The 21,191-nt window shown below is 70.6% G+C and carries 19 protein-coding genes and 1 riboswitch; of the genes, 11 read left to right on the top strand and 8 right to left on the bottom strand.

What is annotated here, in order from left to right; all coding sequences use genetic code 11:
* Nucleotides 1–99: 99 nt before the first annotated feature.
* Nucleotides 100–744, bottom strand: coding sequence for a DsbA family protein (locus tag ACWDX9_RS19755; RefSeq protein ID WP_449955767.1), 645 nt, complete (start codon nucleotides 742–744; stop codon nucleotides 100–102).
* A gap of 59 nt (nucleotides 745–803) precedes the next feature.
* On the opposite strand from ACWDX9_RS19755, the gene ACWDX9_RS19750 reads away from it, so the two are divergent.
* Complete coding sequence (locus ACWDX9_RS19750; RefSeq protein ID WP_364262494.1) at nucleotides 804–1,448, top strand: O-methyltransferase; 645 nt, start codon at nucleotides 804–806, stop codon at nucleotides 1,446–1,448.
* 38 nt (nucleotides 1,449–1,486) lie between these two features.
* Here ACWDX9_RS19750 and ACWDX9_RS19745 read toward each other — a convergent pair whose 3' ends face one another.
* Together ACWDX9_RS19745 and ACWDX9_RS19740 are read right to left on the bottom strand one after the other, a co-directional pair.
* The gene (locus tag ACWDX9_RS19745; protein ID WP_364262491.1) at nucleotides 1,487–2,584 is read right to left on the bottom strand and encodes a branched-chain amino acid aminotransferase; all 1,098 of its coding nucleotides are present in this window, start codon (nucleotides 2,582–2,584) and stop codon (nucleotides 1,487–1,489) included.
* Nucleotides 2,585–2,799: 215 nt separating this feature from the next.
* Complete coding sequence (locus tag ACWDX9_RS19740) at nucleotides 2,800–3,846, bottom strand: 3-isopropylmalate dehydrogenase (protein ID WP_397373053.1); 1,047 nt, start codon at nucleotides 3,844–3,846, stop codon at nucleotides 2,800–2,802.
* 101 nt (nucleotides 3,847–3,947) lie between these two features.
* Nucleotides 3,948–4,091: riboswitch (cyclic di-AMP (ydaO/yuaA leader) on the top strand.
* 48 nt (nucleotides 4,092–4,139) lie between these two features.
* Here ACWDX9_RS19740 and ACWDX9_RS19735 point away from each other — a divergent pair.
* Nucleotides 4,140–4,670 carry a C40 family peptidase gene (locus tag ACWDX9_RS19735; protein ID WP_449955764.1) on the top strand — a complete coding sequence of 177 codons (531 nt, stop codon included), beginning with the start codon at nucleotides 4,140–4,142 and terminating at the stop codon, nucleotides 4,668–4,670.
* A 32-nt stretch (nucleotides 4,671–4,702) separates the two neighbouring features.
* On the opposite strand, the gene ACWDX9_RS19730 is transcribed toward ACWDX9_RS19735, so the two are convergent.
* Nucleotides 4,703–5,869, bottom strand: coding sequence for an ROK family transcriptional regulator (locus ACWDX9_RS19730; RefSeq protein ID WP_449955761.1), 1,167 nt, complete (start codon nucleotides 5,867–5,869; stop codon nucleotides 4,703–4,705).
* A 101-nt stretch (nucleotides 5,870–5,970) separates the two neighbouring features.
* Between ACWDX9_RS19730 and ACWDX9_RS19725 the strand changes: the two genes are divergently transcribed.
* Genes ACWDX9_RS19725 through ACWDX9_RS19705 form a run of 5 tightly spaced genes read left to right on the top strand, consistent with a single transcriptional unit; the run spans nucleotide 5,971 to nucleotide 10,631 of the window.
* Nucleotides 5,971–7,062: a sugar ABC transporter substrate-binding protein gene (locus ACWDX9_RS19725; RefSeq protein WP_449955758.1), complete on the top strand. Its 1,092-nt coding sequence runs from the start codon at nucleotides 5,971–5,973 to the stop codon at nucleotides 7,060–7,062.
* Entirely contained in the window at nucleotides 7,063–7,782 is a 720-nt protein-coding gene (locus ACWDX9_RS19720; RefSeq protein ID WP_449955755.1) for an ATP-binding cassette domain-containing protein, read from the top strand.
* On the top strand, nucleotides 7,779–8,963 hold the full coding sequence (locus ACWDX9_RS19715) for a sugar ABC transporter permease (protein ID WP_449955752.1): 1,185 nt from the start codon (nucleotides 7,779–7,781) through the stop codon (nucleotides 8,961–8,963). The genes ACWDX9_RS19720 and ACWDX9_RS19715 overlap by 4 nt, the downstream gene beginning before the upstream one ends.
* Nucleotides 8,960–9,811 (top strand): ROK family protein, encoded by an 852-nt coding sequence (locus ACWDX9_RS19710; RefSeq protein ID WP_449955749.1) that lies wholly within the window; start codon nucleotides 8,960–8,962, stop codon nucleotides 9,809–9,811. The genes ACWDX9_RS19715 and ACWDX9_RS19710 overlap by 4 nt, the downstream gene beginning before the upstream one ends.
* Before the next feature lie 4 nt (nucleotides 9,812–9,815).
* Nucleotides 9,816–10,631, top strand: coding sequence for a class I SAM-dependent methyltransferase (locus ACWDX9_RS19705; RefSeq protein WP_449955746.1), 816 nt, complete (start codon nucleotides 9,816–9,818; stop codon nucleotides 10,629–10,631).
* A 353-nt stretch (nucleotides 10,632–10,984) separates the two neighbouring features.
* Here ACWDX9_RS19705 and serA read toward each other — a convergent pair whose 3' ends face one another.
* Nucleotides 10,985–12,574: a phosphoglycerate dehydrogenase gene (gene serA / locus ACWDX9_RS19700; RefSeq protein ID WP_449955743.1), complete on the bottom strand. Its 1,590-nt coding sequence runs from the start codon at nucleotides 12,572–12,574 to the stop codon at nucleotides 10,985–10,987.
* A 333-nt stretch (nucleotides 12,575–12,907) separates the two neighbouring features.
* Between serA and ACWDX9_RS19695 the strand changes: the two genes are divergently transcribed.
* The gene (locus ACWDX9_RS19695; RefSeq protein ID WP_350729645.1) at nucleotides 12,908–13,669 is read left to right on the top strand and encodes a hypothetical protein; all 762 of its coding nucleotides are present in this window, start codon (nucleotides 12,908–12,910) and stop codon (nucleotides 13,667–13,669) included.
* 97 nt (nucleotides 13,670–13,766) lie between these two features.
* Nucleotides 13,767–15,128, top strand: a complete 1,362-nt coding sequence (locus tag ACWDX9_RS19690; RefSeq protein WP_449955739.1) for an MFS transporter — start codon at nucleotides 13,767–13,769, stop codon at nucleotides 15,126–15,128.
* On the opposite strand, the gene ACWDX9_RS19685 is transcribed toward ACWDX9_RS19690, so the two are convergent.
* The 3 genes from ACWDX9_RS19685 to ACWDX9_RS19675 are packed head-to-tail and all read right to left on the bottom strand — an operon-like array spanning nucleotide 15,088 to nucleotide 18,838.
* Nucleotides 15,088–17,643: an FtsX-like permease family protein gene (locus ACWDX9_RS19685; protein ID WP_449955736.1), complete on the bottom strand. Its 2,556-nt coding sequence runs from the start codon at nucleotides 17,641–17,643 to the stop codon at nucleotides 15,088–15,090. The genes ACWDX9_RS19690 and ACWDX9_RS19685 overlap by 41 nt on opposite strands.
* A complete protein-coding gene (locus ACWDX9_RS19680) occupies nucleotides 17,640–18,320 on the bottom strand; it encodes an ABC transporter ATP-binding protein (RefSeq protein ID WP_449955734.1) in 681 nt (226 codons plus the stop codon). The genes ACWDX9_RS19685 and ACWDX9_RS19680 overlap by 4 nt, the downstream gene beginning before the upstream one ends.
* The gene (locus tag ACWDX9_RS19675) at nucleotides 18,317–18,838 is read right to left on the bottom strand and encodes a PadR family transcriptional regulator (RefSeq protein WP_449955731.1); all 522 of its coding nucleotides are present in this window, start codon (nucleotides 18,836–18,838) and stop codon (nucleotides 18,317–18,319) included. Before ACWDX9_RS19675 ends, ACWDX9_RS19680 begins: the two co-directional genes overlap by 4 nt.
* An 88-nt stretch (nucleotides 18,839–18,926) precedes the next feature.
* On the opposite strand from ACWDX9_RS19675, the gene ACWDX9_RS19670 reads away from it, so the two are divergent.
* Both ACWDX9_RS19670 and dacB read left to right on the top strand, forming a co-directional pair.
* Nucleotides 18,927–19,478 carry a DUF1707 and FHA domain-containing protein gene (locus ACWDX9_RS19670; RefSeq protein ID WP_350729636.1) on the top strand — a complete coding sequence of 184 codons (552 nt, stop codon included), beginning with the start codon at nucleotides 18,927–18,929 and terminating at the stop codon, nucleotides 19,476–19,478.
* Nucleotides 19,479–19,584: 106 nt separating this feature from the next.
* A complete protein-coding gene (gene dacB, locus ACWDX9_RS19665) occupies nucleotides 19,585–21,129 on the top strand; it encodes a D-alanyl-D-alanine carboxypeptidase/D-alanyl-D-alanine endopeptidase (protein WP_449955729.1) in 1,545 nt (514 codons plus the stop codon).
* Nucleotides 21,130–21,191 lie beyond the last annotated feature (62 nt).

The following is a 21,191-nucleotide window of genomic DNA, read 5'->3' as shown; positions in this document are numbered from 1 at the left end:
CGCCTGCTGATAATGAGCAGACCGTAGAACATGGTGCCGCCCAGTCTGCCATATGCATTCAGCATCTGGCACATCGATCTCAGCTTCTGGGACGAGCCTTTACACGGTGACGCCGTCACCACCTGTGATGACGCGCTCGAGCGCGGCCGGGTCGAACGCCTCGTTGCCCAGCAGCTTCCCGTCGAGCAGCACCGTGGGCGTGCCCTGGAGGCGCACCTTCGCGGTCTCCGCCAGATGGGCCTGCGCGTACGACTGCGACCTGACGCACTCGTCCACCGACGCCCCCGCCTGCCTGGCTGCCTTGACCAGGTCCTCGACGGCGAATCCGGACGCCTCGCCGTGCGGCGCGGGCTGCATGGCGTACAGCTCGTCCCTGAAGCTGAGCCAGTTCTCCTCGGGGACGCAGCGGGCGGCAGCGGCGGCGCGGATGGAGTTGGAGCGCATGGGCTCGTCCTGGAAGATCGTCACCGGGTGGAAGACGACCTTGACCTTGCCCTCCAGGGCGAGTTTCCTGATGGTGCCGTCTACCTTGGCGTGCATGTCCTTGCAGACCGGGCAGTCGAAGTCCTCGTACACGTCCAGCACGGGGGCGTCCCCGCCCCGGTCGGCCAGGACCATCGATCCGTCCATCTGCCGGGTCAGCCGCACCCCGTCGGACGACCGGCCCGGCTCCGAGAACGACACCACCCCGAGTATGGCGATGGCCACGCACGCGAGCGCCACCGCCAGCAACCGCTTCATCATCAGCCCACTCTCACCTCATTGATCGCGCAGACCCTACCCGATGCCGGGAGAATGGATATATGAAGGCATACCTCCTAGATCCCGCCGTAGCACAGTACGTCCTCGCGCACACGACCCCGCCCGACGCCCTGCTGGACGAGCTGGCGAAGGAGACGCTCAGCGCCACCGGGGACGCCGCCGGCATGCAGATCTCGCCCGACCAGGGCACCTTCCTGACCATGATCACCCAGCTCGTGGCGCCCCAGGTCGTCGTCGAGGTGGGGACGTTCACCGGCTACTCGTCCGTGTGCATCGCCAGGGGCCTGTCCGGCGGGCGGCTGCACTGCTTCGACGTGAGCGACGAGTGGACCTCCGTCGCCCGCCGCTACTGGCGCGAGGCCGGGGTGGAGGACCGCGTGACGCTCACGCTCGGCCCCGCGCTGGAGACGCTCGCCGCCTTCGACCAGACTGTCGACCTGGCCTTCCTCGACGCCGACAAGGGCAACTACCCCGGCTACTACGAGCTGCTCATGGAGCGCCTGCGGCCCGGCGGCCTGATCGTGGCGGACAACACGCTGCGCCGGGGCCACGTGGCGGACCCGGCGCACGAGGAGCAGACCACCGTGGACATCCGGCAGTTCAACGACCTGGTGATGGAGGATCCGCGGGTGACGGTCCTCTTGCTGCCGGTCGCGGACGGGATGACCCTGATCAGGAAGAACTAGGCGCGGCGGCCGGGCCCTCGCGGACCCGGCCGTCCCCACTAGACGATCTTGTGGATCCAGTTGTGGGCGTCGGGGCGGGCGCCGTACTGGATGCCCACCAGCTCCTCACGCACCCGCATCGTCACCGGGCCGGGGTTGCCGTCGGCGACGCTCCAGGAGCGGTCGGCGCCCTTCACGGTGCCCACCGGCGTGACCACGGCCGCCGTGCCGCACGCGAACACCTCGGTGAGCTCGCCGGACTCGCATCCGGCCTGCCACTCGTCGATCGAGATGAGGCGCTCCTCGGTCTCCAGGCCCAGGTCGCCGGCCAGCTCCAGGATGGAGTCCCTGGTGATGCCGGGCAGCAGGGTGCCGGTCAGCGCGGGGGTGACGAGCTTGCCGCCGAGGACGAAGAACAGGTTCATCCCGCCCATCTCCTCGACGTACTTGTGCTCGTGGGCGTCCAGCCACACCACCTGGTCGCAGCCGTTCTCCACGGCCTGCCGCTGCGCGACGAACGCGGCCGCGTAGTTGCCGCCGCACTTCGCGAAGCCCGTGCCGCCGGGGGCGGCCCGCGTGTACTCGGTGGACAGCCAGACGGAGACGGGCTTGAGCCCACCCGTGAAGTACGAGGCCGCCGGGGAGGCGATGACCATGTACTTGTACGACTTCGACGGGTAGTTGACGCCGAGCCCCGCCTGGGTGGCGATCATGAAGGGGCGCAGGTAGAGGCTGTGACCCTCGGTCGTGGGCACCCATTCCTTGTCGGTCTGGACGAGGAGTTCGAGCGACTCCACGAAAGCCTCCTCCGGCAGCTCCGGCATGGCCATCCGGAGCGCGGAGCGGTTGAAGCGGGCGGCGTTCGCGTACGGGCGGAACGCGACGATCGAGCCGTTGGCCTGGCGGTAGGCCTTGAGCCCCTCGAACAGCTCCTGCGCGTAGTGGAAGACCGAGGTCGCCGGGTCGAGCGAGAGCGGGCCGTACGGAAGGAGCTTGGCGTCGTGCCAGCCCTGCCCCTCGGTGTAGTCGATCGAGACCATGTGATCCGTGAAGGTCTGCCCGAAGCCGGGGTTCGCCAGTACCTGCTCCCGCTCGGCCGCGGTGCGAGCGTGGTCGGATAGCTGCACGTCGAAGCTGAGCTTCTGAGCGATGGTCATGACGTCGGTCCTTCTCTCTGCGAATCTGCCCAAATCTACAGAAATCTGCGGATCGGTGCTGGTAAGCGGGCGCTGCCCGGAAGGCAGCCCCGGTACTTCCTATTGTCTCGCTATATGGGATGGCAAGCGGCCAATGCGGCGATCAGCCCTTTTGGACGCAAAAAAGCGCCTGGCGGCCCTCGTCGGACCACCAGGCGCGTTGGGGCTAGGCGGTCCTAGCCGGATACTCGCGCGGTGATGTCGTCACCGATCTCGTGGGTGGTGCGACCCGCCCAGCCGGCCAGCCGCTCGAGGATGTCATCGGCGACCGCCTGCTCGACCTTGGCCGCCTCGGTGTGCAGGCCGAGGTGGTCGAGGAGCATGGCGACGGACAGGATGGTCGCGGTGGGGTCGGCCTTGCCCTGACCGGCGATGTCCGGGGCGCTGCCGTGCACCGGCTCGAACATGCTCGGCGCGGACCGCTCGGGGTTGATGTTGCCGCTGGCGGCCAGGCCGATGCCGCCCGCGATGGCGGCGCCCAGGTCGGTGATGATGTCGCCGAACAGGTTGTCGGTGACGACCACGTCGAACCGCTCCGGCTGGCTCACGAAGAACATCGAGGCCGCGTCGATGTGGCAGTAGTCGGTCGTGACGTCGGGATATTCCGCCGCCAGGCGGTTGACCGTGCGCTGCCACAGGTCACCGGCGAAGGTGAGGACGTTGGTCTTGTGGACGAGCGTCAGCTTCTTGCGCGGCCGCGTGACGGCCTTCTCGAACGCGTAGCGCACCACGCGCTCGACACCGTAGGCGGTGTTGAGCGACTCCTGGGTGGCGATCTCGTGCGGGGTGCCGCGCCGCATGGCGCCACCGGTGCCCGCGTAGAGGCCCTCGGTGCCCTCGCGGACGACGATCATGTCGATGTTCTCCGGCGGCGTGTCGGCCAGCGGGGTCTCCACGCCGGGGAACAGCTTGACCGGGCGCAGGTTGACGTAGTGGTCGAACTCGAAGCGGAGCCGCAGCAGCAGATCGCGCTCGAGGATGCCCGGCGGCACGCTGGGGTCGCCCACGGCGCCGAGCAGGATCGCGTCGTAGCCGCGCAGCTCTTCGAGCACGGCGTCGGGCAGCGTCTCGCCGGTACGGTGATAGCGTGCGGCTCCCAGGTCGTAGTGAGTGGGCTCGATCTTCGTGCCCACTGCCTCCAGGACCTTGAGCCCTTCGGCCACGACCTCGGTGCCGATCCCATCGCCGGGGATGACGGCCAGACGGATGTTACGCGACTCCATGGGCGGTACCTTACCGCGTCGTCTCGGCTGACGAACACTTCATCTCATCTTTCGGACGCCCCCTTTGTCCGGTATTGCGGTTCTTTGACCGTTTCGTTAAAGTCACCGACCAGCCTAATCCGCGCGCCGTTGCGTGGAGCCGGGGACCCACATTCCCCCTGGGGCGAGTCGGCATCCCCATGCCGTAGGGCTACTTCCAGGCCCGAGCCCGTCAGCTAACCCGGCCGGCCTTATGGAAGGACAGACCCCTGTCTCGAATCGCCATTGTCCTGGCGGCGGGCGCCGCCGGGCTCATGCTGGCCTCCCCCGCCCATGCCTCGTCCAAGATCGACGACCTCACCACCCTGACCGGCGGCCAGATCAAAAAAATCCAGGAGAAACAGGCTCCGAAGCCCGCCTGGAAGGTCGCCATCAAGTTCGCCATGAGCAAGCGCGGCACCCCGTACGTGTGGGGCGGCGCCAGCCCGAGCGGCTACGACTGCTCCGGGCTCATGCTCAGGGCGTACGAGCACGCCGGAATCGAACTCCCCCGCACCGCCGCCGAACAGTACGGCGCGTTCACCAAGAAGATCGCCTGGCAGGACCTCAAACCCGGCGATCTGGTCTTCTTCCACGGCCTCGGGCATGTCGGGATGATCTCCCGGCCCGGCTACATGGTCCACTCGCCGCACACGGGTGACGTGGTCAAGGAAGAGCGCCTGACCTCCTGGCGCAGGGACTCCTTCGTGGGTGGCGTCCGCCCCGACCGCAAGGGCGTACGGCTCTGGTCCAAGCTCCAGGAGCAGCGCGACGAAACACCCACCACCCTCACGGCCACCCTGTAGGAGGCCGCGGCGTCCGCCTCCCCACGCGACGGTCAGGGGAGGCGGGCGTCGAAGATGAGGTCCCAGGCACGGGTCCTGGCGTGGGCCACCGCGCCCAGCAGGACGCCGCTGTCCCCCAGCGTGCTGGCCACCACCGAGGGCCGCAGCGGGCCGAGCTCGGCGATGCGGGCCTCGATGGCCTCCCCCAGGAGGTCCAGGTTGCGGCCCACGCCGCCGCTGAGCACGATCACCTCCGGATCCAGCACGGCGGCCACCGCCACCAGCAGGCCGCCGATGCGGCGCCCCTCGGCCTCCACCACCGAGCGGGCCACGCCGTCGCCGGAGGCCGCCGCGGCGAAGACCTTCTTGGCCGTCTCCAGGCTCAGGCCGGCGGCGCGGGCCGCGCGGACCACTCCGGGCGCGGCGGCGACCGCCTCCGTGGCGCCGTGGGCCAGGGCGTCGCCCGCCGGCGGCGCCGGGTCCTCGGTCGCGGGCACGTACGAGACCTCCCCCGCCGCTCCCCGGGCGCCCACGTACAGCTCACCGTTGATCACGATGCCCATCCCGACGCCGGTGCCGACGGACACCAGCGCGAAGTTGGACTTGCCGCGCCCCGCCCCGTGCGTGTGCTCGCCGACGGCGGCCAGGTTGATGTCGTTCTCGATGACGAGGTCGACCTCCATCTCGGCGCGCAGGCGCTCGGCCAGGTCGGAGCCGGGCAGGTTGGGGGCGAACTCCAGGCGGCCGAGCTCCGGGTTGTACACGCCGGGCGTGCCGACGACGGCGCAGGCGATGGCGGGCCAGTCGACGACGGCCTCGCGGGCGGCGGCCCGGCACAGCTGTCCGACCAGGACGGCCAGTTCGGCGGAGGTGAGGGCGGTGTTGCGCCCGTCCCTCCGGCCGGCGAATTTCCCGCGCAGGTCGGCGACGGCGACCCTGATCCAGTCACGCCCGATGTCGACGCCGGCGACGTGGGTGGCGGCGGCGTTGACGTCGTACAGGGACGTGACCGGCCCCGGGCGGCCGGAGACCTCGCCGACGAGGTGAACGAGCCCGTCCTCCTCCAGCCCGGCCAGGGCCGCGGACACCGTGGGCTTCGACAGGCCGGTGACCTTGGCGAGGTCGGCGCGCGAGGCGGGGCCGTGCTCCTGAAGATGGTCGAGCAGGCGGCGCTCGTTCAGCACTCGCAGCAGCCGCGGATTACCCAGGTCGCCCCGCATCTCACCCTCCCTTGAAGAAGCAAACCCTAGCCAACTCGCCTGATAGTAAATTACCTTTCTTACCAAGCACAGGGGCGGCACATCCGGAAGGACGAAGTGCGATGCACCGAGCATGGCGATCAATCCCTGTCGCGGCGGTCCTCCTGGCCGCCGCCTGTGGAAACACCGGCAACAGCACCGGCGCCACCACCACGACCACGCAGGGCCAGGGCGGCAAGACGATCGCGCTGTTCCTGCCCGAGTCCAAGACCACCCGGTACGAGGCGTTCGACCGCCCGCTGTTCGAGGCGAAGGTCAAGTCGCTCTGCCCCGACTGCAAGATCCTCTACAGCAACGCCGAGCAGGACGCCCCCAAGCAGCAGCAACAGGTCGAGGCCGCGCTCACCCAGCAGGCCGACGTGCTCGTGCTCGACGCCGTGGACGCCAACGCCGTGGCTCCCCTGGTGAACCAGGCCAAGCAGAAGAAGGTCCCGGTCATCGCCTACGACCGGCTGATCTCGGGCATCGACTACGCGTACTACGTCTCGTTCAACAACGTACGGGTGGGTGAGATGCAGGGCCAGGCCCTGCTCGACGCCATGACCGCCAGGGGCACGGCGGCGAAGGGCCAGATCGTGATGATCCACGGCTCCCCCACCGACCCCAGCTCGGCCGACTACAAGAAGGGCGCCAAGAGCGTGCTGGACGGGAAGGTGAAGGTCGGCAGGGAGTTCGACACGCCGGACTGGAGCCCCGACAAGGCGCAGCAGGAGATGGAGCAGGCCATCACCGCGCTGGGCAAGGACACCATCACCGGCGTGCTGTCCGCGAACGACGGCATGGCGGGCGGCGCGATCGCGGCCATGAAGCGCGCGGGCTACAAGCAGCTCCCGCCGATCACCGGCCAGGACGCCGAGCTGGCCGCCGTCCAGCGCATTCTCACCGGCGAGCAGTACATGACCATATATCTGGACATCAGGGCGGAGGCGGAGAAGTCCGCCGAGCTCGCCGTCGCGGTCGCCAAGGGCGAGCAGCCCACCGCGCCCGCCAAGGTCAACAACGGCACGGCCGACATCCCGGCGTTCCTCCTCGACCCCATCCCCGTCACGACCGACAAGGTCAAGGACACGATCGTCAAGGACGGCTTCTACACCGCCGCCCAGCTCTGCACGGGCGAGGTCAAGGCCGCCTGCGAGAAGCAGGGCATCGAGTAGATGCTCTCGGCGACAGACATCTCCAAACGGTACGGGGCGGTCCAGGCGCTCGACGGGGCCCGCCTGGACCTGCGCCCCGGCGAGGTCGTGGCCCTCATGGGCGACAACGGCGCGGGCAAGTCCACGCTGGTCAAGGCCATCTCGGGGGTCGTGACGCCGGACGCCGGCACGATCACCGTGGACGGCTCGCCGGTCAGGATCGCCAACCCGCACGACGCGCAGGCCCTCGGCGTCTCGACCGTCTACCAGGACCTCGCGCTCTGCGAGAACCTCGACGTCGTGGCCAACCTCTTCCTGGGCACCGAGCGCCGCCGCGGCTCGCTCCTGCGCCACATCGCCATGGAACGCGCGACCCGCGAGCTCCTCGGCCAGCTCGACGTGCGCATCAGGGACATCAGGGTGCCGGTCGCCATGCTGTCGGGCGGCCAGCGGCAGTCGGTGGCCATCGCCAGGGCGCTCATCGGCGAGCCGCGGCTGGTCATCCTCGACGAGCCCACGGCGGCCCTGGGGGTCGAGCAGACGGCGCAGGTGCTGGCGCTGATCGGGCGGCTGCGCGAGCGCGGGCTCGCGGTGCTGGTCATCTCGCACAACCTCGCCGACGTACGCGCGGTGAGCGACCGCGTGGTGGTGCTGCGGCTGGGCCGCAACGCCGGCGAGTTCACCACGGCCACCGCCTCCCAGGAGGAGATCGTGGCCGCGATCACGGGGGCAGGGACATGACCGACACGCTGGTACGCAGCCCGTACACGCCGAAGGTCGCCGTCGAGCGGCTGCGCCAGGGGGACGTCGGCGCGTGGCCGGTGGTCGGCGGGCTGATCGCGATCGCGATCGTGTTCAGCACGCTGAACGACCGCTTCCTGTCCCCCGAGAACCTCACCAACCTCGTGCTCCAGATGGCCGCCACCGGCACGATCGCGCTGGGCATCATCATGGTGCTGCTGCTCGGCGAGATCGACCTGTCGGCGGGCTCGGTCAGCGGCCTGTGCGCCACGATCATGACGATCGTCCACGTCAAGCAGGGCTGGAACCCGCTGCTCGCCATCCTCCTGGCGCTCGCCGCCGGCGCGGCGATCGGGTTCCTGCACGGCCTGATGCTGACCAAGCTGCGGATGCCGTCGTTCGTCGTGACGCTGGCCGGGCTGATGGGCTGGCTCGGCCTGCTGCTCTACCTGCTGCGGCAGGGCGGGACGATCAACCTGCCGTTCACCGGGTTCATCTCCAAGCTGAGCGACACCTGGCTGCCGGGCTGGCTCGCGTGGACGGTCGCGGCGGCCCTGGTGGCCGTGTCGGCGGGCGCGTCGCTCGCGGTCAGGAGGCTGCGGCTGGCGGCCGGGCTGCCGGTGACGCCGCTGTGGTGGTCGCTGGCCAAGGCGGGCGGGCTGGCGGTGCTGCTCGCCGCGGCCGTGATCGTCATGTCGGCGGACCGCGGCGTGCCGCTCCTGCTGATCATCTTCGGGGCGCTGGTGGTGCTGCTCGACCTCATGCTGAGGCACACCACGTTCGGTCGGCACCTGTACGCGGTCGGCGGCAACGCCGAGGCCGCCAGGCGCGCCGGCATCAACGTCACCAGGATCAGGATCCTCGCGTTCATGCTGGCCTCCACCCTGGCGGCGGCCGGGGGCATCCTCGCCGCCAGCCGCCTGTCGGCCGTCAATCAGGGCTCGGGCGGCAGCGACATCCTCCTCATGGCGATCGCCACCGCGGTCATCGGCGGCACCTCGCTGTTCGGCGGGCGCGGCCGGGCCTACGACGCGCTGCTCGGCGTCCTGGTCATCCAGGCCATCTCCAACGGCATGTACCTGCTCAGCGTGGACTCCTCGGTGCGGTTCATGGTGACCGCCGCGGTGCTGGCGCTGGCCGTGGCCATCGACTCGCTCGCCCGCAGGGGCGCCGCCCGGTGACCCGGGTCCTGGGCATCGACGTGGGCGGGACGAAGGTGGCCATCGGGGTGTCCACGGCCGACGGCCCCACGCTGTCCGCCCACGTCCGCCTGGACACCGGGCCTGACACGCTCGCGCGGGCGCTCACGGCGGCCCGGGCCCTGGACGGCGCGCCCGCCGCCGTGGGCTTCTCGACGTGCGGGGTGATCCGCGATGGCGTGGTACGGCTCGCCCCGAACGTCCCCGGCTGGGAGGGCCTCGAACTGCCGAGGCTGCTCCAGGAGGCGTACGGCGCCACTCCGGTGTCCATCGACAACGACGTGAACGCGGCGGCCGCCGCGGAGCTGCGCTGGGGCGCCCTGCGCGGGGTCTCCACGGGCGTCTACCTGAACCTGGGCACCGGCCTGGCGGCGGCCCTGGTGGTGGACGGCCGGGTGGTGCCGGGCGCCCACGGCGCGGCAGGCGAGATCGGCTACCTCCAGGTGACGCCGGGCGAGCCCGCCTTCGCCGACGGCCGGGTGCCCCTGGAGGAGCGCGTCGCGGGCGGCGCGCTGGCCGCCCGCGGCACCGCGCTCCTGGGCCGCCCCGTCACGGCGGCCGAACTCCTCGGCGGGGGTCACGCGCGGGAGCTGGTGGACGAGGCGCTGCGGACGCTGGCCATGAGCGTGGCGAACCTGTGCGTGGTCCTCGATCCCGAGCGCCTGGTGGTCGGCGGCGGCATGATGGGCGCGGCGGAGCTGATCCTGCCGAGGCTGACGGCCGAGGTCGGCCGGGTGGTGCCGTTCCCGCCGGAGGTGCGCCCGGCCCGCTTCGCGGACGACGCGCCCCTGCTGGGCGCGCTGGCGCTGGCCCGCGCGGCGGTAGCGTAGGGGTATGGCACTGGAGCAGGTGCATCTCACCGGGGAGAAGGCCACCCTGCTCGCCACCCTGTACGGGCGGGCGCTGGACGCGCGGTCCCCGGATCCGATCCTCGGCGACGACCTGGCCGCCGAGGCGGTCGAACGCATCGACCACGACTTCACCGAGACCGGGATGAACGCCGGCCTGGCCGTCTCGGTCGCGATCAGAGCGCGGTTCATCGACCGGTGGGCGGCCGGGTTCCTGGCCACCCATCCCGAGGCCACCGTGCTCCACCTGGGCTGCGGCCTCGACACCCGCGTCCACCGGCTGGACCCGCCGCCCAGCGTCCGCTGGTACGACGTGGACTACCCCGACGTGATCGAGCTGCGGCGACGCCTGTTCCCCGAGCGGCCCGGCTACCGCCTGATCGGCTCGTCGGTCACCGAGCTGAAGTGGCTGGAGCAGGTCCCGGGCCATGCCCCTGTGCTGGTCGTGGCCGAGGGCCTGCTCTACTATCTCGACCCCGGCGAGGGCCGGGCCCTCATCAGGGCGATCGTCGAGCGCTTCCCCGGCGGCCAGTTCGTCTTCGACGCGGTGAGCCCGCTCGGGCTCAAGACGCAGAAGCTCAACAGGCCGGTGCGCAAGGCGGACGCCCACCTGGTCTGGGGCATCGACGGGCCGGGCGAGCTGCTGGCGATCCATCCGAGGTTGCGTTGCCTGAGCGCGGTGAGCGCGTTCGACATCGAGGGGTTCGACCGCCTGCCGACGCCGCACCGCGTCGCGGCCCGGATCGCCGGGCTGCTGCCGGGGGTGAAGCGGGCGGCGGTGTTCTACCGGCTCGGGTTCTGAGGGGCGCCGCCGTTGTCCCTGCGGTCCAGGGCGGTCTGCAGGGCCTGCGCGGCCTCGTCCTCATGCTCCTCGGCACGGTTCCAGGCATACATGTCGTACATGTGACTCATCTCATTTCGCGAGCCGTTCGGCGGACGAATGGGACTTATTGGCCGACACACCACGACGCCCCGCGGCGAGTCGTCGACCTGCCCTAACAGGCCCCGCCGCGGCAGGTAATAAGTACGAGCACCTGGCGCATTACCAGCAACAGTACCCCAGCAATCTCATTGGATGTCCTAGTATCTTGCATGCTGAGACAGCAAAGGCCGCCACCCGGAACCGGGTGGCGGCCTTCAGGCCGGGAAGGAGGCTCAGCCCTCCAGGTCCACGGAGCGGCCGCTCTCGGCGCCGATCTCGTTCCCGATCTGGTCGATCACGTCGGCCGGGATCGCCGAGTCGACGGTCAGCGCGATGAGCGCGTTGCCGCCCTTGGTGGAGCGGGCCACCTGCATCGAGGCGATGTTGACGCTGTGCTCGCCGAGGAGGCGGCCGACCACGCCGACGATGCCGGGACGGTCGGTGTAGGTGAAGAACGCCAGGTGGGCCGTCGGCTCGATCTCCATCTCGTAGCCGTTGACCTCGACGATCTTCGTGATCTGGCGCGGGCCGGAGAGCGTGCCGGACACCGAGACCTGGCGGCCGTCGGCGAGCACGCCGCGCACGGTCACCACGTTGCGCCAGTCGGGGCTCTCCGAGCTGGTCACCAGCTCCACGTTGAGACCGCGGTCCTTGGCCAGCAGCGGCGCGTTGACGTACGTGACCTGCTCCTCGATCACGTCGGTGAACACGCCCTTGAGGGCCGCCAGCTCGATCACCCGCACGTCCTCGGAGGCGATCTCGCCGCGCACCTCGACGTCGAGCTTGGTGGCCACCTCGCCGGCCAGCGCGGTGAAGACGCGGCCGAGCTTCTCGGCCAGCGGCAGGCCCGGCTTGACGTCCTCGGCCACCACGCCGCCCTGGACGTTGACCGCGTCCGGCACGAACTCGCCCGCGAGCGCCAGCTTCACGCTCCGCGCGACCTGGGTGCCGGCCTTCTCCTGAGCCTCGTGCGTGGAGGCGCCCAGGTGCGGCGTGGCGACGACCTGGTCGAGCTCGAACAGCGGGCTGTCGGTGCACGGCTCCTTGGAGAACACGTCGAGACCCGCTCCCGCGACGCGCCCCTCCTTGATCGCCGAGTAGAGGGCGCCCTCGTCCACGATGCCGCCGCGGGCGACGTTGATGATGCGCACCGACGGCTTGACCTGGTGCAGCTCCCTGTCGCCGATGAGACCGAGGGTCTCCTTGGACTTGGGCAGGTGGACGGTGATGAAGTCGGCCTGCTTGAGCACCTCTTCGAGGCTGAGGAGCTTGACGCCCATCTGCGCGGCGCGGGCCGGCGGCAGGTAGGGGTCGTAGGCGATCAGCTCGACGCCGAACGGCTGCAGCCGCTGGGCCACAAGCTGGCCGATCTTGCCCAGACCGAGGATGCCGACGACCTTCTCGTCGAGCTCGACACCGGTGTACTTGGAGCGCTTCCACTCACCGTTCTTCAGCGCGGCGTGGGCCTGGGCCGTGTTGCGCGCGCTGGCCAGGATGAGCGCGATGGTCTGCTCGGCGGCGCTGGTGATGTTGGAGGTCGGCGCGTTGACGACCATGACACCGGCCTTGGTGGCGGCTTCGACGTCGACGTTGTCGAGGCCGACGCCCGCACGGGCGACCACGCGCAGCTTCGGCGCGGCGGCGATGGCCTCGGCGTCGACCTGCGTGGCGGAGCGCACGATCAGGGCGTCCACCCCGGCGAGGGCGGGCAGCAGCTGGGAACGGTCGGCGCCGTCGGTGTGGCGGACCTCGAAATCAGCGCCGAGTACGGCGAGGCCAGCCTCGGACAGCTCCTCTGCGACCAGAACGACGGGCTTGTTCACTGGTGTGGATCCTTAACGGCACGGCGGGCATTCGGGGGACACGTCCACGGATCCCCCGACGGTCCCACAGATTCTATCCGGCGCTTGTGAACGCGTTCACGAGGCACCCACGATGTGAGACAGCTCCGCTCTACCCCCGGGGGAAGAAACTCATCCACTCCGCTTACATCTTTGTCTTGATCGGGAGATTTATTCGCCATTAGCCTGATAAGCCGTGGCCGAGTACCTAGGGTTCGTCTTATGAGCATCGGGAATCCTGCGCTTGCCGACGCGCTCGCTCAGCATGGCACTCCGCATCGCCTGCTGAGCGCTCTCGCCGACGGTGGAGTCCTGGTGGCAGTGCGGTCAGACCGCTCGGTCGTCCTCGGGACGACCCAGGCCGGAGACCGGGTGTTGCTCGGTTACACCGGCTCTGTCACCTATGCCAGGCACCGCGGCAGTCATTCCCTATCGGCGTGCGACGCCGACACCATCCTGGACATCCAGCGCGTCACCGGCGTGCGGGAGATCGTGATCGACGCGGCCGGACCAGCCGCCGCGGCCGTGCCCATCGACGACCTCCAGCGCTTCATGTCCTCGTCGCGTTCGGGGCCGACGCCCGTCCTCTCGGGGGCGGTGCCGGCCGCGTACGCGACGGGGGCGATGGCGACCGTCTCACGCGGTGCCGCGCTGGCCCAGGTGGCACCTCCGACTCCGCAGGCGCCGACGCTGCCGTGGGTGCCCGCGCCCCGGCCGCACCTGTCGGGGCCCATGCAGCAGGTGGACCCCGGCTACCGGCGGTGCGCGCATCCGATCCTGCCCGCGCTGCGGCAGGCCATCGGGCTGCTGCTCATGGACTTCCCGCTGGTGCACCACGTCTGGATCTCCGAGGCGCGCACGGCGTCCGGGGCTCCGGGGATCATGCTGCACGTGAAGGTGCACATGTCGGCCGCCGAGGACGTCGTACGCGACCTGCACCGCCTGGTACGCGCCCGGCTGCCGCAGTTCGCGGCCTCCGGGGCGCCGATCCTCATGGCGAGGGTGGCGGACGCGCGCAGCGAGCAACGGATGATCGAGATCGGCGCGCACGTGGTGTGCGCGAACGTCATCGACTGACGCGAGCCATGTGCCGCGGAGCCCGGGTGACCGGGCCCCGCGGCATGGGAAAAAGTGGGCCCTCCCGAACAAGCCCTCGCTCGGGTTCAATGAGTAAATGATCACACCGGCGGTGCGCTCGTCCACGGTCTCCAGGGGCGTGCGCCTCGGCTACGGCGTCGGGTCCTTCTGCACGGCCACGGTCTCCACCGTGCCCGGCCTGCTCCTGCTGTACTACATGACCAATTTCCTGGCCGTGCCCGCCTGGCTGGCCGGGGTCGTGGTGACCGCGCCCAAGGTCTGGGACCTGATCGTCAACCCGCTGATCGGCCGCTGGTCGGACCGGACCCGGTCGCGGCTGGGCCCCCGGCGGCCCTGGCTGCTGGCGGGCGCCTGCACGCTGCCGATCGCGTTCTTCCTGGTGTTCGCGGGGCCGCCGCTGACGGGCGTGCCCGCCGCGCTCTACGTGGGGGTGTGCTTCCTCGTGACGGCGACGGCGTACGCGCTGTTCGAGGTGCCGTACAAGGCGATGCCCGGCGAGATGACCCACGACTACCACGAGCGCACCTCGCTGCTGCAGTGGCGCATGATCTTCATCGGCGCGGCCACCGCGGTCAGCGGCGTGCTCGCCCCGGCCATCGTCACGAGCCAGGGCGAGCACGGCACGCTGGACAGCTACCGGCTGATGGCCGCGGTGATCGCGGTCATCCTGCTCCTCGCCATGCTGGGCTCCTTCTTCGGCACCGCCCGCGCGCCCATGACCGGCGCGCCGGAGGCGGACCGGGGAGGGTGGCGCGAGCAGTTCGCCGCGATCAAGGGCAACCGGCCGTTCCTGTGGCTGACCATGCTGGCCTGCACGCAGATGCTCGCCGTGAGCATGATGCTGGCCGCCGCGCCGTACTTCGCCGCGTACACGCTCGGCTCGCCGAAGGCCACGCAGACGCTCTTCGCCGCGCTGGTCGGCCCGATCCTGCTGACGATGCCGCTGTGGGTGCGCCTGGCCAAGCGCTTCGACAAGCGGGGCGCGATGATCCTGGCGGCGCTCCTGTACGCCGGCGGCACCACGGCGGCCCTGGCCACGCCGGTCCTCGGCATCGTGTGGGCGCACGTGACGATCCTGGTGGTCGGCGTCGGCTACGCGGGGGTGCAACTGCTGCAGTTCTCGATGCTGGCGGACGTGATCGCGGCGGACGCGGCCGAGACCGGCAAGCGGCGGGCGGGCGTGCTGACCGGGCTGTGGACGGCCATCGAGAGCGGCGTCAGCGCGTTCGGCGCGCTGATCTTCGGGGTGATCCTGTCGATCGGCGGCTTCATCGAGTCCGAGCCGAGCAGGCCGGTCGAGCAGCCGGACAGCGCGGTGACCGCGGTCCTGATCGGGCAGACCGCGGTCCCGGCACTGATCATCTTCCTGTCGGTGCTGATGACGCTGAGGTACCGCCTCACGCCACCCGGCGCGCCAGCACCAGACGCGTCCGCGTGAACAGCCCGGCCGTCAGCGCCGCCAGCAGAGGCAACCCCACCACGACCCCGGCCAGGAAGAGCCAGGGGACGGCGATCGTCGTGGCTCCCGGGTTGAAGAGCTCCATGGTCCCGTAAGCCCTCCGGGTCAGCGGCCAGGTCAGCGCGATGCCGCTGACGGTGCCCGCCACCAGGCCCACCAGGGCGCCGAGGCCGGAGATGTAGGCGGCCTGGGCCGCCACCACGAGCCTGCGCACCCGCGCGGTCCCGCCGACGGCGGACAGGGTGTCGAGGTCCGGGCGCATGTCGGCGGCGGCCAGCCCGGTGGCCGCGAACGTGCCGCCGAGCACAAGGACCAGCGCGGCCGCGAGCAGGACCAGCAGGGTGACGAAGCGGCTCTCGGCGTTGCCCCGCTCCGCGAGGGCGTAGGCCTGTTCGCCGATGAGGATCTTGATCTCCGTGGTCAGCCGCTGATCGTCGACATCTGTGTACGCCGCGTAAAAGGTCCGCTGCAGCACCTTGAGTCCCGCCTGCGTCAGCACGGACGGTGGGATCAGCACGCCTGTCTGACCGGCCTCGGCCGGCGCCGCCGCCACGGCGGGGATCCGGAGGGTCGTGACCAGCTTGTCGTCCCAGTCCTCGACATGGATCCTGATGACGCCGTCGCGCACCGCGCCCGGGCTGAACGCCACGGCCTTGCCCGCCGCCAGTGCCGCCGCCGCCCGCGGATCCCTGCGTTTCTGGAGGAAGGCGAGCACCTCCTCGTCGGCCACCTCCGCGGAGCCGTAGTCATGGTCGCGGGGCTCGCACAGGGACGTGCAGTCCTCCGGCAGGGCGACGCTCAGGCTGAGGGGCTTACCCTGCGCGTCGTTCACGTTCAGCCCGTTGACCAGGCTCACGCCCGGCAGCTTCTGCTGGACGAGCGCCCGCACCCGCGCCCACCCCTGATCGTCCGTCTTCCAGGCGCGGACCATCAAGGTGTCCGCGGGGACGATCGAGTTGCGTCTCGCCTCCTGGTCGACATAGTTGCTGTTGAGGCCGATACCCAGCGTGACGGCCCCCATCGTGGCCGCCATGACCGCGGCGGTGGCGGAGGCCGTACGGACGCGGTGGCGGGAGGCGTCGCGCACGGTCAGGCGCAGCGGGAGCGGCAGCCGCCCGGCGAGCCGCCCCGTGGCCTGGACCAGCCACGGCATCAGCGCGACCAGCCCGAACACCACCAGTGTCGAGGCCAGCGCGACCGACAGCATGCCCCGGTGCAGGGCGACCCCCGTCGCGGCCAGCCCGAGCAGCACCAGCGCGGCCCCGAGCACGGGACGGCCCGCGCGGCCCGACGTGTCCACGGCGGCACGCCCGGCCAGCACGTGCACGGGGCTCTGCCGGCTCGCCTGGATCGCGGGCACGATGGCCGCGGTCAGCGCGCTCACCACGCCCAACGCGGCCACGCCGAGCACCTGCGCCCACGGCACGTCCGCCGGACCGTGCGTCCAGTCCAGCCGGCGGGCCGCGAACCACTCCCCCAGCAGCCCGGCGCCGATGCCCAGGGCGCCGCCCAGCAGGGCCGCCGCGCCGCCGAGCACCATGCCGTCGGCCAGCACGATGGTCTTGAGGTGCCGCCCGGAGCCGCCCTGCGCGGCGATCACGGCCAGCTCCCTGCGCCTGCGGCGCAGGCCGACCGCGAAGGCGGGGCCCGCGAGCAGGACGGTCTCGGTCACGATGAGCACGACGGCGACACCCAGCTCGACCAGCCCGTGCAGGTCCCGGGGACCGAAGTCGCCGGCGTCGGAGCGCTCGATCAAGGCCCGCGAGTTGACGGCCAGGCCCGCCTTGTTGAGCCTCCGCACGTCCGGCCACTGGACGGGGGCGGCTGTGTCGATGAGCCAGCCGCTGCTGTTGCCGTCGTTCTGGTGCGGGAGCAGCCCGTCCGGCAGGGCGAGCATCTCGCGCACGCCGGGCCGGTTCGGGTGCTCGGCGACCCCGACCACCCGCACGGTGCGGTCCGGCCGCCACGTCTTGATCGTGTCGCCGATCCGGACCCCGCTGTCGATCAGCGCGGGGGACACGGCGACCTCGCCGGGTGCGGCGGCGAACCTGCCCTCGACCAGGCGGCGCATCCCCCTGGTCAAGGGGTCGCGCAGATCGGCCTCGAACACGTCGACCCTGCTGTAGCCGTCCGCCAGGCGGGCCTGGACGACATTCGACTGGTAGCGGAGCAGGCGGCCCGGGAGCAGCGTGCCGATCTCGGCGGGCGTCCACGGCTGCCCGCGACCCTGCGAGCCGCTCTGGTAGGTGGACTGTCCGTCTGCGCTCTGCTCGACCTGGATGCGGAACGGAAGCGTGTTGATGCGGGCGTCGGCCGCGCCCAGTTGCGAGTCCAGTTGGTCGCGGAGGGTGATGCTCGTGGTGGCGGCGCCGGTGAGCACCGCCGTGATGACCAGGACGGGCAGGCCGATCATCACCATGATCAGGGCGGTACGGCCCTTGAAGCGCAGGGCGTCCCTGCGGGAGATGCGCAGCGCGGCGCGGAACGCGCTCATCGGGCGCTCTCCAGCCGCACGGCGCTCGACTCCACGATGACGCCGTCACGCAGGTAGACCACCCGGTCGGCCCAGCCCGCGTACCGCGGTTCGTGGGTGACCAGCAGGACCGCCGCGCCCTCGTCGCAACGGGTGCGCAGCAGCTGCAGGATCTCGTCCCCGGTGGCGGTGTCGAGCGCGCCGGTCGGCTCGTCGGCCAGCAGCAGCCGCCGCTCGCCGACCAGCGCCCTGGCGATGGCCACGCGCTGGCGCTGCCCGCCGGACAGCTCCTCGGGGAAACGGCCGGCGACCTCCCCGGCCCCCACCTCGGCGAGCACGGCCAGCGCCTCCTCGCGGGCGGTCCCGGAGCGCACGCCGTCAAGCTCCCTCGGCAGCATCACGTTCTCGGCGGCCGTCAGGGACGGGATCAGGTTCAGGTCCTGGAAGACGTACCCGACGCTGGTGCGCCTGAGCGCGGCCAGGTCCTTCACCCTGGTCAGGTCCTCGCCCTCGATGGTCACGGTCCCCGAGGTGGGCCGGTCGAGACCGCCCGCCACGTTGAGCAAGGTCGACTTGCCCGAGCCCGACGGGCCCATGACCGCGACCAGCTCCCCCGCCGCCACCTCCAGGCTCACGCCCTTCAGGGCCTGCACCTGGCCGTGCTCGCGGGTCACGTCCCGCAAACTCACCACAGTCATCGCTCTTGCTCCTTGGACATCTGCTTGGAAACGGCCTCGCAGTGGTCCAGCCAGCGCTGCTCCGCCTCGGCCTTGAAAATCAGCGAGTCGAGGACCAGCCGCTGTGCGAACCCACCTGCCGCGGCCCGTTTGGCCCGGGTCAGCTCCTGCAGCCCGCGCATGGTGGCCACGCGCTGGGTCTGGATGACCTCGGCCACGTCCAGGCCACCGGCCACGGCCATCGCGATCTTGATGGCCAGCTCGTCCCGAGGCCGGTCGGACTGGGCGACGGGGGTGCTGAACCATCGCTCCAGCTCCTCCCGACCGGCCTCGGTGATCGTGTAGACCGCGCGGCCCTGCTCGTCGGCTCCCCCTGGGGCCACCAGGCCATCGCGCTCAAGCCGGGAGAGCGTCGTGTAGACCTGGCCGATGTTCAGCGGCCAGGTCGCCCCCGTGGACGCCTCGAACTCCACCCTGAGCTGATAGCCGTAACGCGGTCCGCTGCTCAGCAACGCGAGCAGTCCGTGTCTGATCGACATGGATACTGAGTATGCATACCGAGTATGCCCCTTGCAAGCGATCCGCGTTTTCTGGACAGCGAGCGCCCTTCGGTCCGATACTCGCTACATGAGCTCGACGCAGCCGCCTTTTCGCGCATCAGACGGGGAACGCGACCGCGCGATCGGTGAGCTCAGGGACCAGGCCGTGGAGGGCCGGATCTCCCACGACACGTTCGTAGGCCGGGTTGACCAGGCGTTGCGCGCGCAGAACCGGCACGAGCTCGACAAACTGGTCGCGGACCTGCCGCGCAAGCCGACGATCAGGCAGCGGCTGACCGACGCCGTCGCGTCGGTCTCCGAGTTCACCACCCGGGTGCAGTCCGCGTGGCGGCGTCCCCGGCTGCCCAAGCTGGCACTGCCCGACGACGACCGGCTGCGTTACGTGGTGGGGCGCGGGTCGGCGTGCGACCTCGTCCTGTCGGACTTAACCGTCTCCCGGGTCCACGCCGAGCTGCGCCGCGAGGACGACGGCGAGTGGATGCTGGTGGACCTGGGCTCGCTCAACGGCACCCGGCTCAACGGGTGGCGACTGGTGGGGCCGGCGCGGGTGCGGTCGGGTGACGAGATCTCGTTCGGCGACTGCGGTTTCATGGTGAGCTCGGGCCAGCCGTCCTTCTGACGCGTCCGCCCAGAGTCTCCCGACAAATACGGATATTTGCGGATTACAGCTGGCTTGCGGTGATCCACGCTGGCATGGCGATTCCCCATTCATTTGGAGACCCCCCATGCGGCGCACCTCAGCATCCCTCGTCGCGGGCACGCTTGTCGCGGCCCTCGCGTGGGCGTCCAGCCCCTCCTCCCCAGCCGTCGCCCTGGAGCCCTCCGCGGGCGTGGCGGACCTCAACCAGGACATCAACAAGATCCTCAGCGACTCCCGGCTCACGATCGCCAGAGCGGGCGTGGTCGTCAAGAGCGCCGCCACCGGCGAGGAGCTGTACGCCACGGACGCGGGCAAGCTCCTCACCCCCGCCTCCAACACCAAGCTGTTCACCTCCGCCGCGGCCGCCGAGACCCTCGGGCTCGACTACCGCTTCTCCACCACCGTGCTCTCCTCGGGCCGCAAGGCCGGGTCGCTGCTGGCCGGGGACCTGGTGCTGCGCGGAACCGGCGACCCGACCATGCTGGCCGAGGACTACGACGCGCTGGCCGCCAAGGTCGCCGCCGCGGGCGTCAAGGTCGTGACGGGCAAGCTGGTGACCGACGACACCTGGTTCGACTCGCAGCGGCTCGGCAACGACTGGTCGTGGGACGACGAGACCGCCTACTACGCGGCGCCCATCTCCGCGCTGACCGCCTCGCCCGACAGGGACTACGACGCCGGCTCGGTGATCGTCTCCGTGGCCGCCGACGGTGACAAGGTCAAGGTGTCCACCACCCCGGAGACCGGCTACCTGAAGATCGTCAACAAGGCCACGGTCGGCTCGGAGACCGACGTGCTCATCGAGCGGCAGCACAACAGCCGCACCGTCGTGATCACCGGCACGGTGAAGGACCCGTACCAGGAGTGGGTGGCCGTGGACGACCCCACGGCGTACGTCGCGTCGCTGTTCCGCACGTCGCTGACCAAGCACGGCGTCAAGGTGCTCGGGCCGACCGTCACGGATGCCGCCCCGGCCGAGGCCAAGGAGCTGGCCGGGCACCAGTCGATGACGCTGGGCGAGCTGCTGGTCCCGTTCCTGAAGCTGAGCAACAACATCCACGCCGAGATCCTCACCAAGGCCATGGGCCGCAAGGTCGCGAACCAGGGCACGTGGTCGGCCGGGCTCAAGGTCAGCACCGACTTCGCCAAGGCGAACGGGGTGCAGGTGATCAACATGCGGGACGGCTCCGGCCTGTCGCGCCGTGACGGCTTCTCGCCGGGCTCGATCGTGCAGCTGCTGACGGCGGTGCGGAGCAAGCCCTGGTTCACCACCTGGTACGAGTCCCTGCCCATCGCGGGCAACGCCGAGCGCTTCGTGGGCGGCACCCTGCGCAGCCGGATGCGGAACACGCCGGCCGCGAACAACGTCCACGCCAAGACGGGCTCGCTGACCGGGGTGACCTCGCTGTCCGGGTACGTCACGAGCGCCGAGGGCGAGCCGCTGATCTTCTCGATCATGCTGAACCAGTACCTGTCCGGCTCCCCCAAGGACATCGAGGACAAGATCGCCATCCGGCTCGCCCAGTTCACGCGCGCCACCGCGACCGCCGACGCCACGCAGCTCCGCGCCACGGAGCAGGGCGAGGCGGGAGATCTCGAATGCTCCTGGCTGAAGCCCGTGCAGTGCTAGCCGGCACCTGAATCCGCGCGGCCCTCTGACGCTCAGGGGGCCGCTGTGGTTTACCGGGCTGG

This window comes from Nonomuraea sp. NPDC003201, from assembly GCF_053590415.1.
This window is presented reverse-complemented; position numbering and strand designations above follow the sequence as displayed.

Excerpts from the sequence above, each read along its gene's own strand:
- ACWDX9_RS19705 (WP_449955746.1), top strand. The coding sequence starts at position 9,816 with ATGGCACTGGAGCAGGTGCATCTCACCGGGGAGAAGGCCACCCTGCTC.
- ACWDX9_RS19715 (WP_449955752.1), top strand. The coding sequence starts at position 7,779 with ATGACCGACACGCTGGTACGCAGCCCGTACACGCCGAAGGTCGCCGTC.
- dacB (WP_449955729.1), top strand. The coding sequence starts at position 19,585 with ATGCGGCGCACCTCAGCATCCCTCGTCGCGGGCACGCTTGTCGCGGCC.
- ACWDX9_RS19745 (WP_364262491.1), bottom strand. The coding sequence starts at position 2,584 with ATGACCATCGCTCAGAAGCTCAGCTTCGACGTGCAGCTATCCGACCAC.
- ACWDX9_RS19670 (WP_350729636.1), top strand. The coding sequence starts at position 18,927 with ATGAGCTCGACGCAGCCGCCTTTTCGCGCATCAGACGGGGAACGCGAC.
- ACWDX9_RS19730 (WP_449955761.1), bottom strand. The coding sequence starts at position 5,869 with ATGCGGGGCGACCTGGGTAATCCGCGGCTGCTGCGAGTGCTGAACGAG.
- ACWDX9_RS19685 (WP_449955736.1), bottom strand. The coding sequence starts at position 17,643 with ATGAGCGCGTTCCGCGCCGCGCTGCGCATCTCCCGCAGGGACGCCCTG.
- ACWDX9_RS19690 (WP_449955739.1), top strand. The coding sequence starts at position 13,767 with ATGATCACACCGGCGGTGCGCTCGTCCACGGTCTCCAGGGGCGTGCGC.
- ACWDX9_RS19720 (WP_449955755.1), top strand. The coding sequence starts at position 7,063 with ATGCTCTCGGCGACAGACATCTCCAAACGGTACGGGGCGGTCCAGGCG.
- ACWDX9_RS19675 (WP_449955731.1), bottom strand. The coding sequence starts at position 18,838 with ATGTCGATCAGACACGGACTGCTCGCGTTGCTGAGCAGCGGACCGCGT.
- ACWDX9_RS19740 (WP_397373053.1), bottom strand. The coding sequence starts at position 3,846 with ATGGAGTCGCGTAACATCCGTCTGGCCGTCATCCCCGGCGATGGGATC.
- ACWDX9_RS19750 (WP_364262494.1), top strand. The coding sequence starts at position 804 with ATGAAGGCATACCTCCTAGATCCCGCCGTAGCACAGTACGTCCTCGCG.
- ACWDX9_RS19680 (WP_449955734.1), bottom strand. The coding sequence starts at position 18,320 with ATGACTGTGGTGAGTTTGCGGGACGTGACCCGCGAGCACGGCCAGGTG.
- ACWDX9_RS19725 (WP_449955758.1), top strand. The coding sequence starts at position 5,971 with ATGCACCGAGCATGGCGATCAATCCCTGTCGCGGCGGTCCTCCTGGCC.
- ACWDX9_RS19755 (WP_449955767.1), bottom strand. The coding sequence starts at position 744 with ATGATGAAGCGGTTGCTGGCGGTGGCGCTCGCGTGCGTGGCCATCGCC.
- ACWDX9_RS19735 (WP_449955764.1), top strand. The coding sequence starts at position 4,140 with ATGCTGGCCTCCCCCGCCCATGCCTCGTCCAAGATCGACGACCTCACC.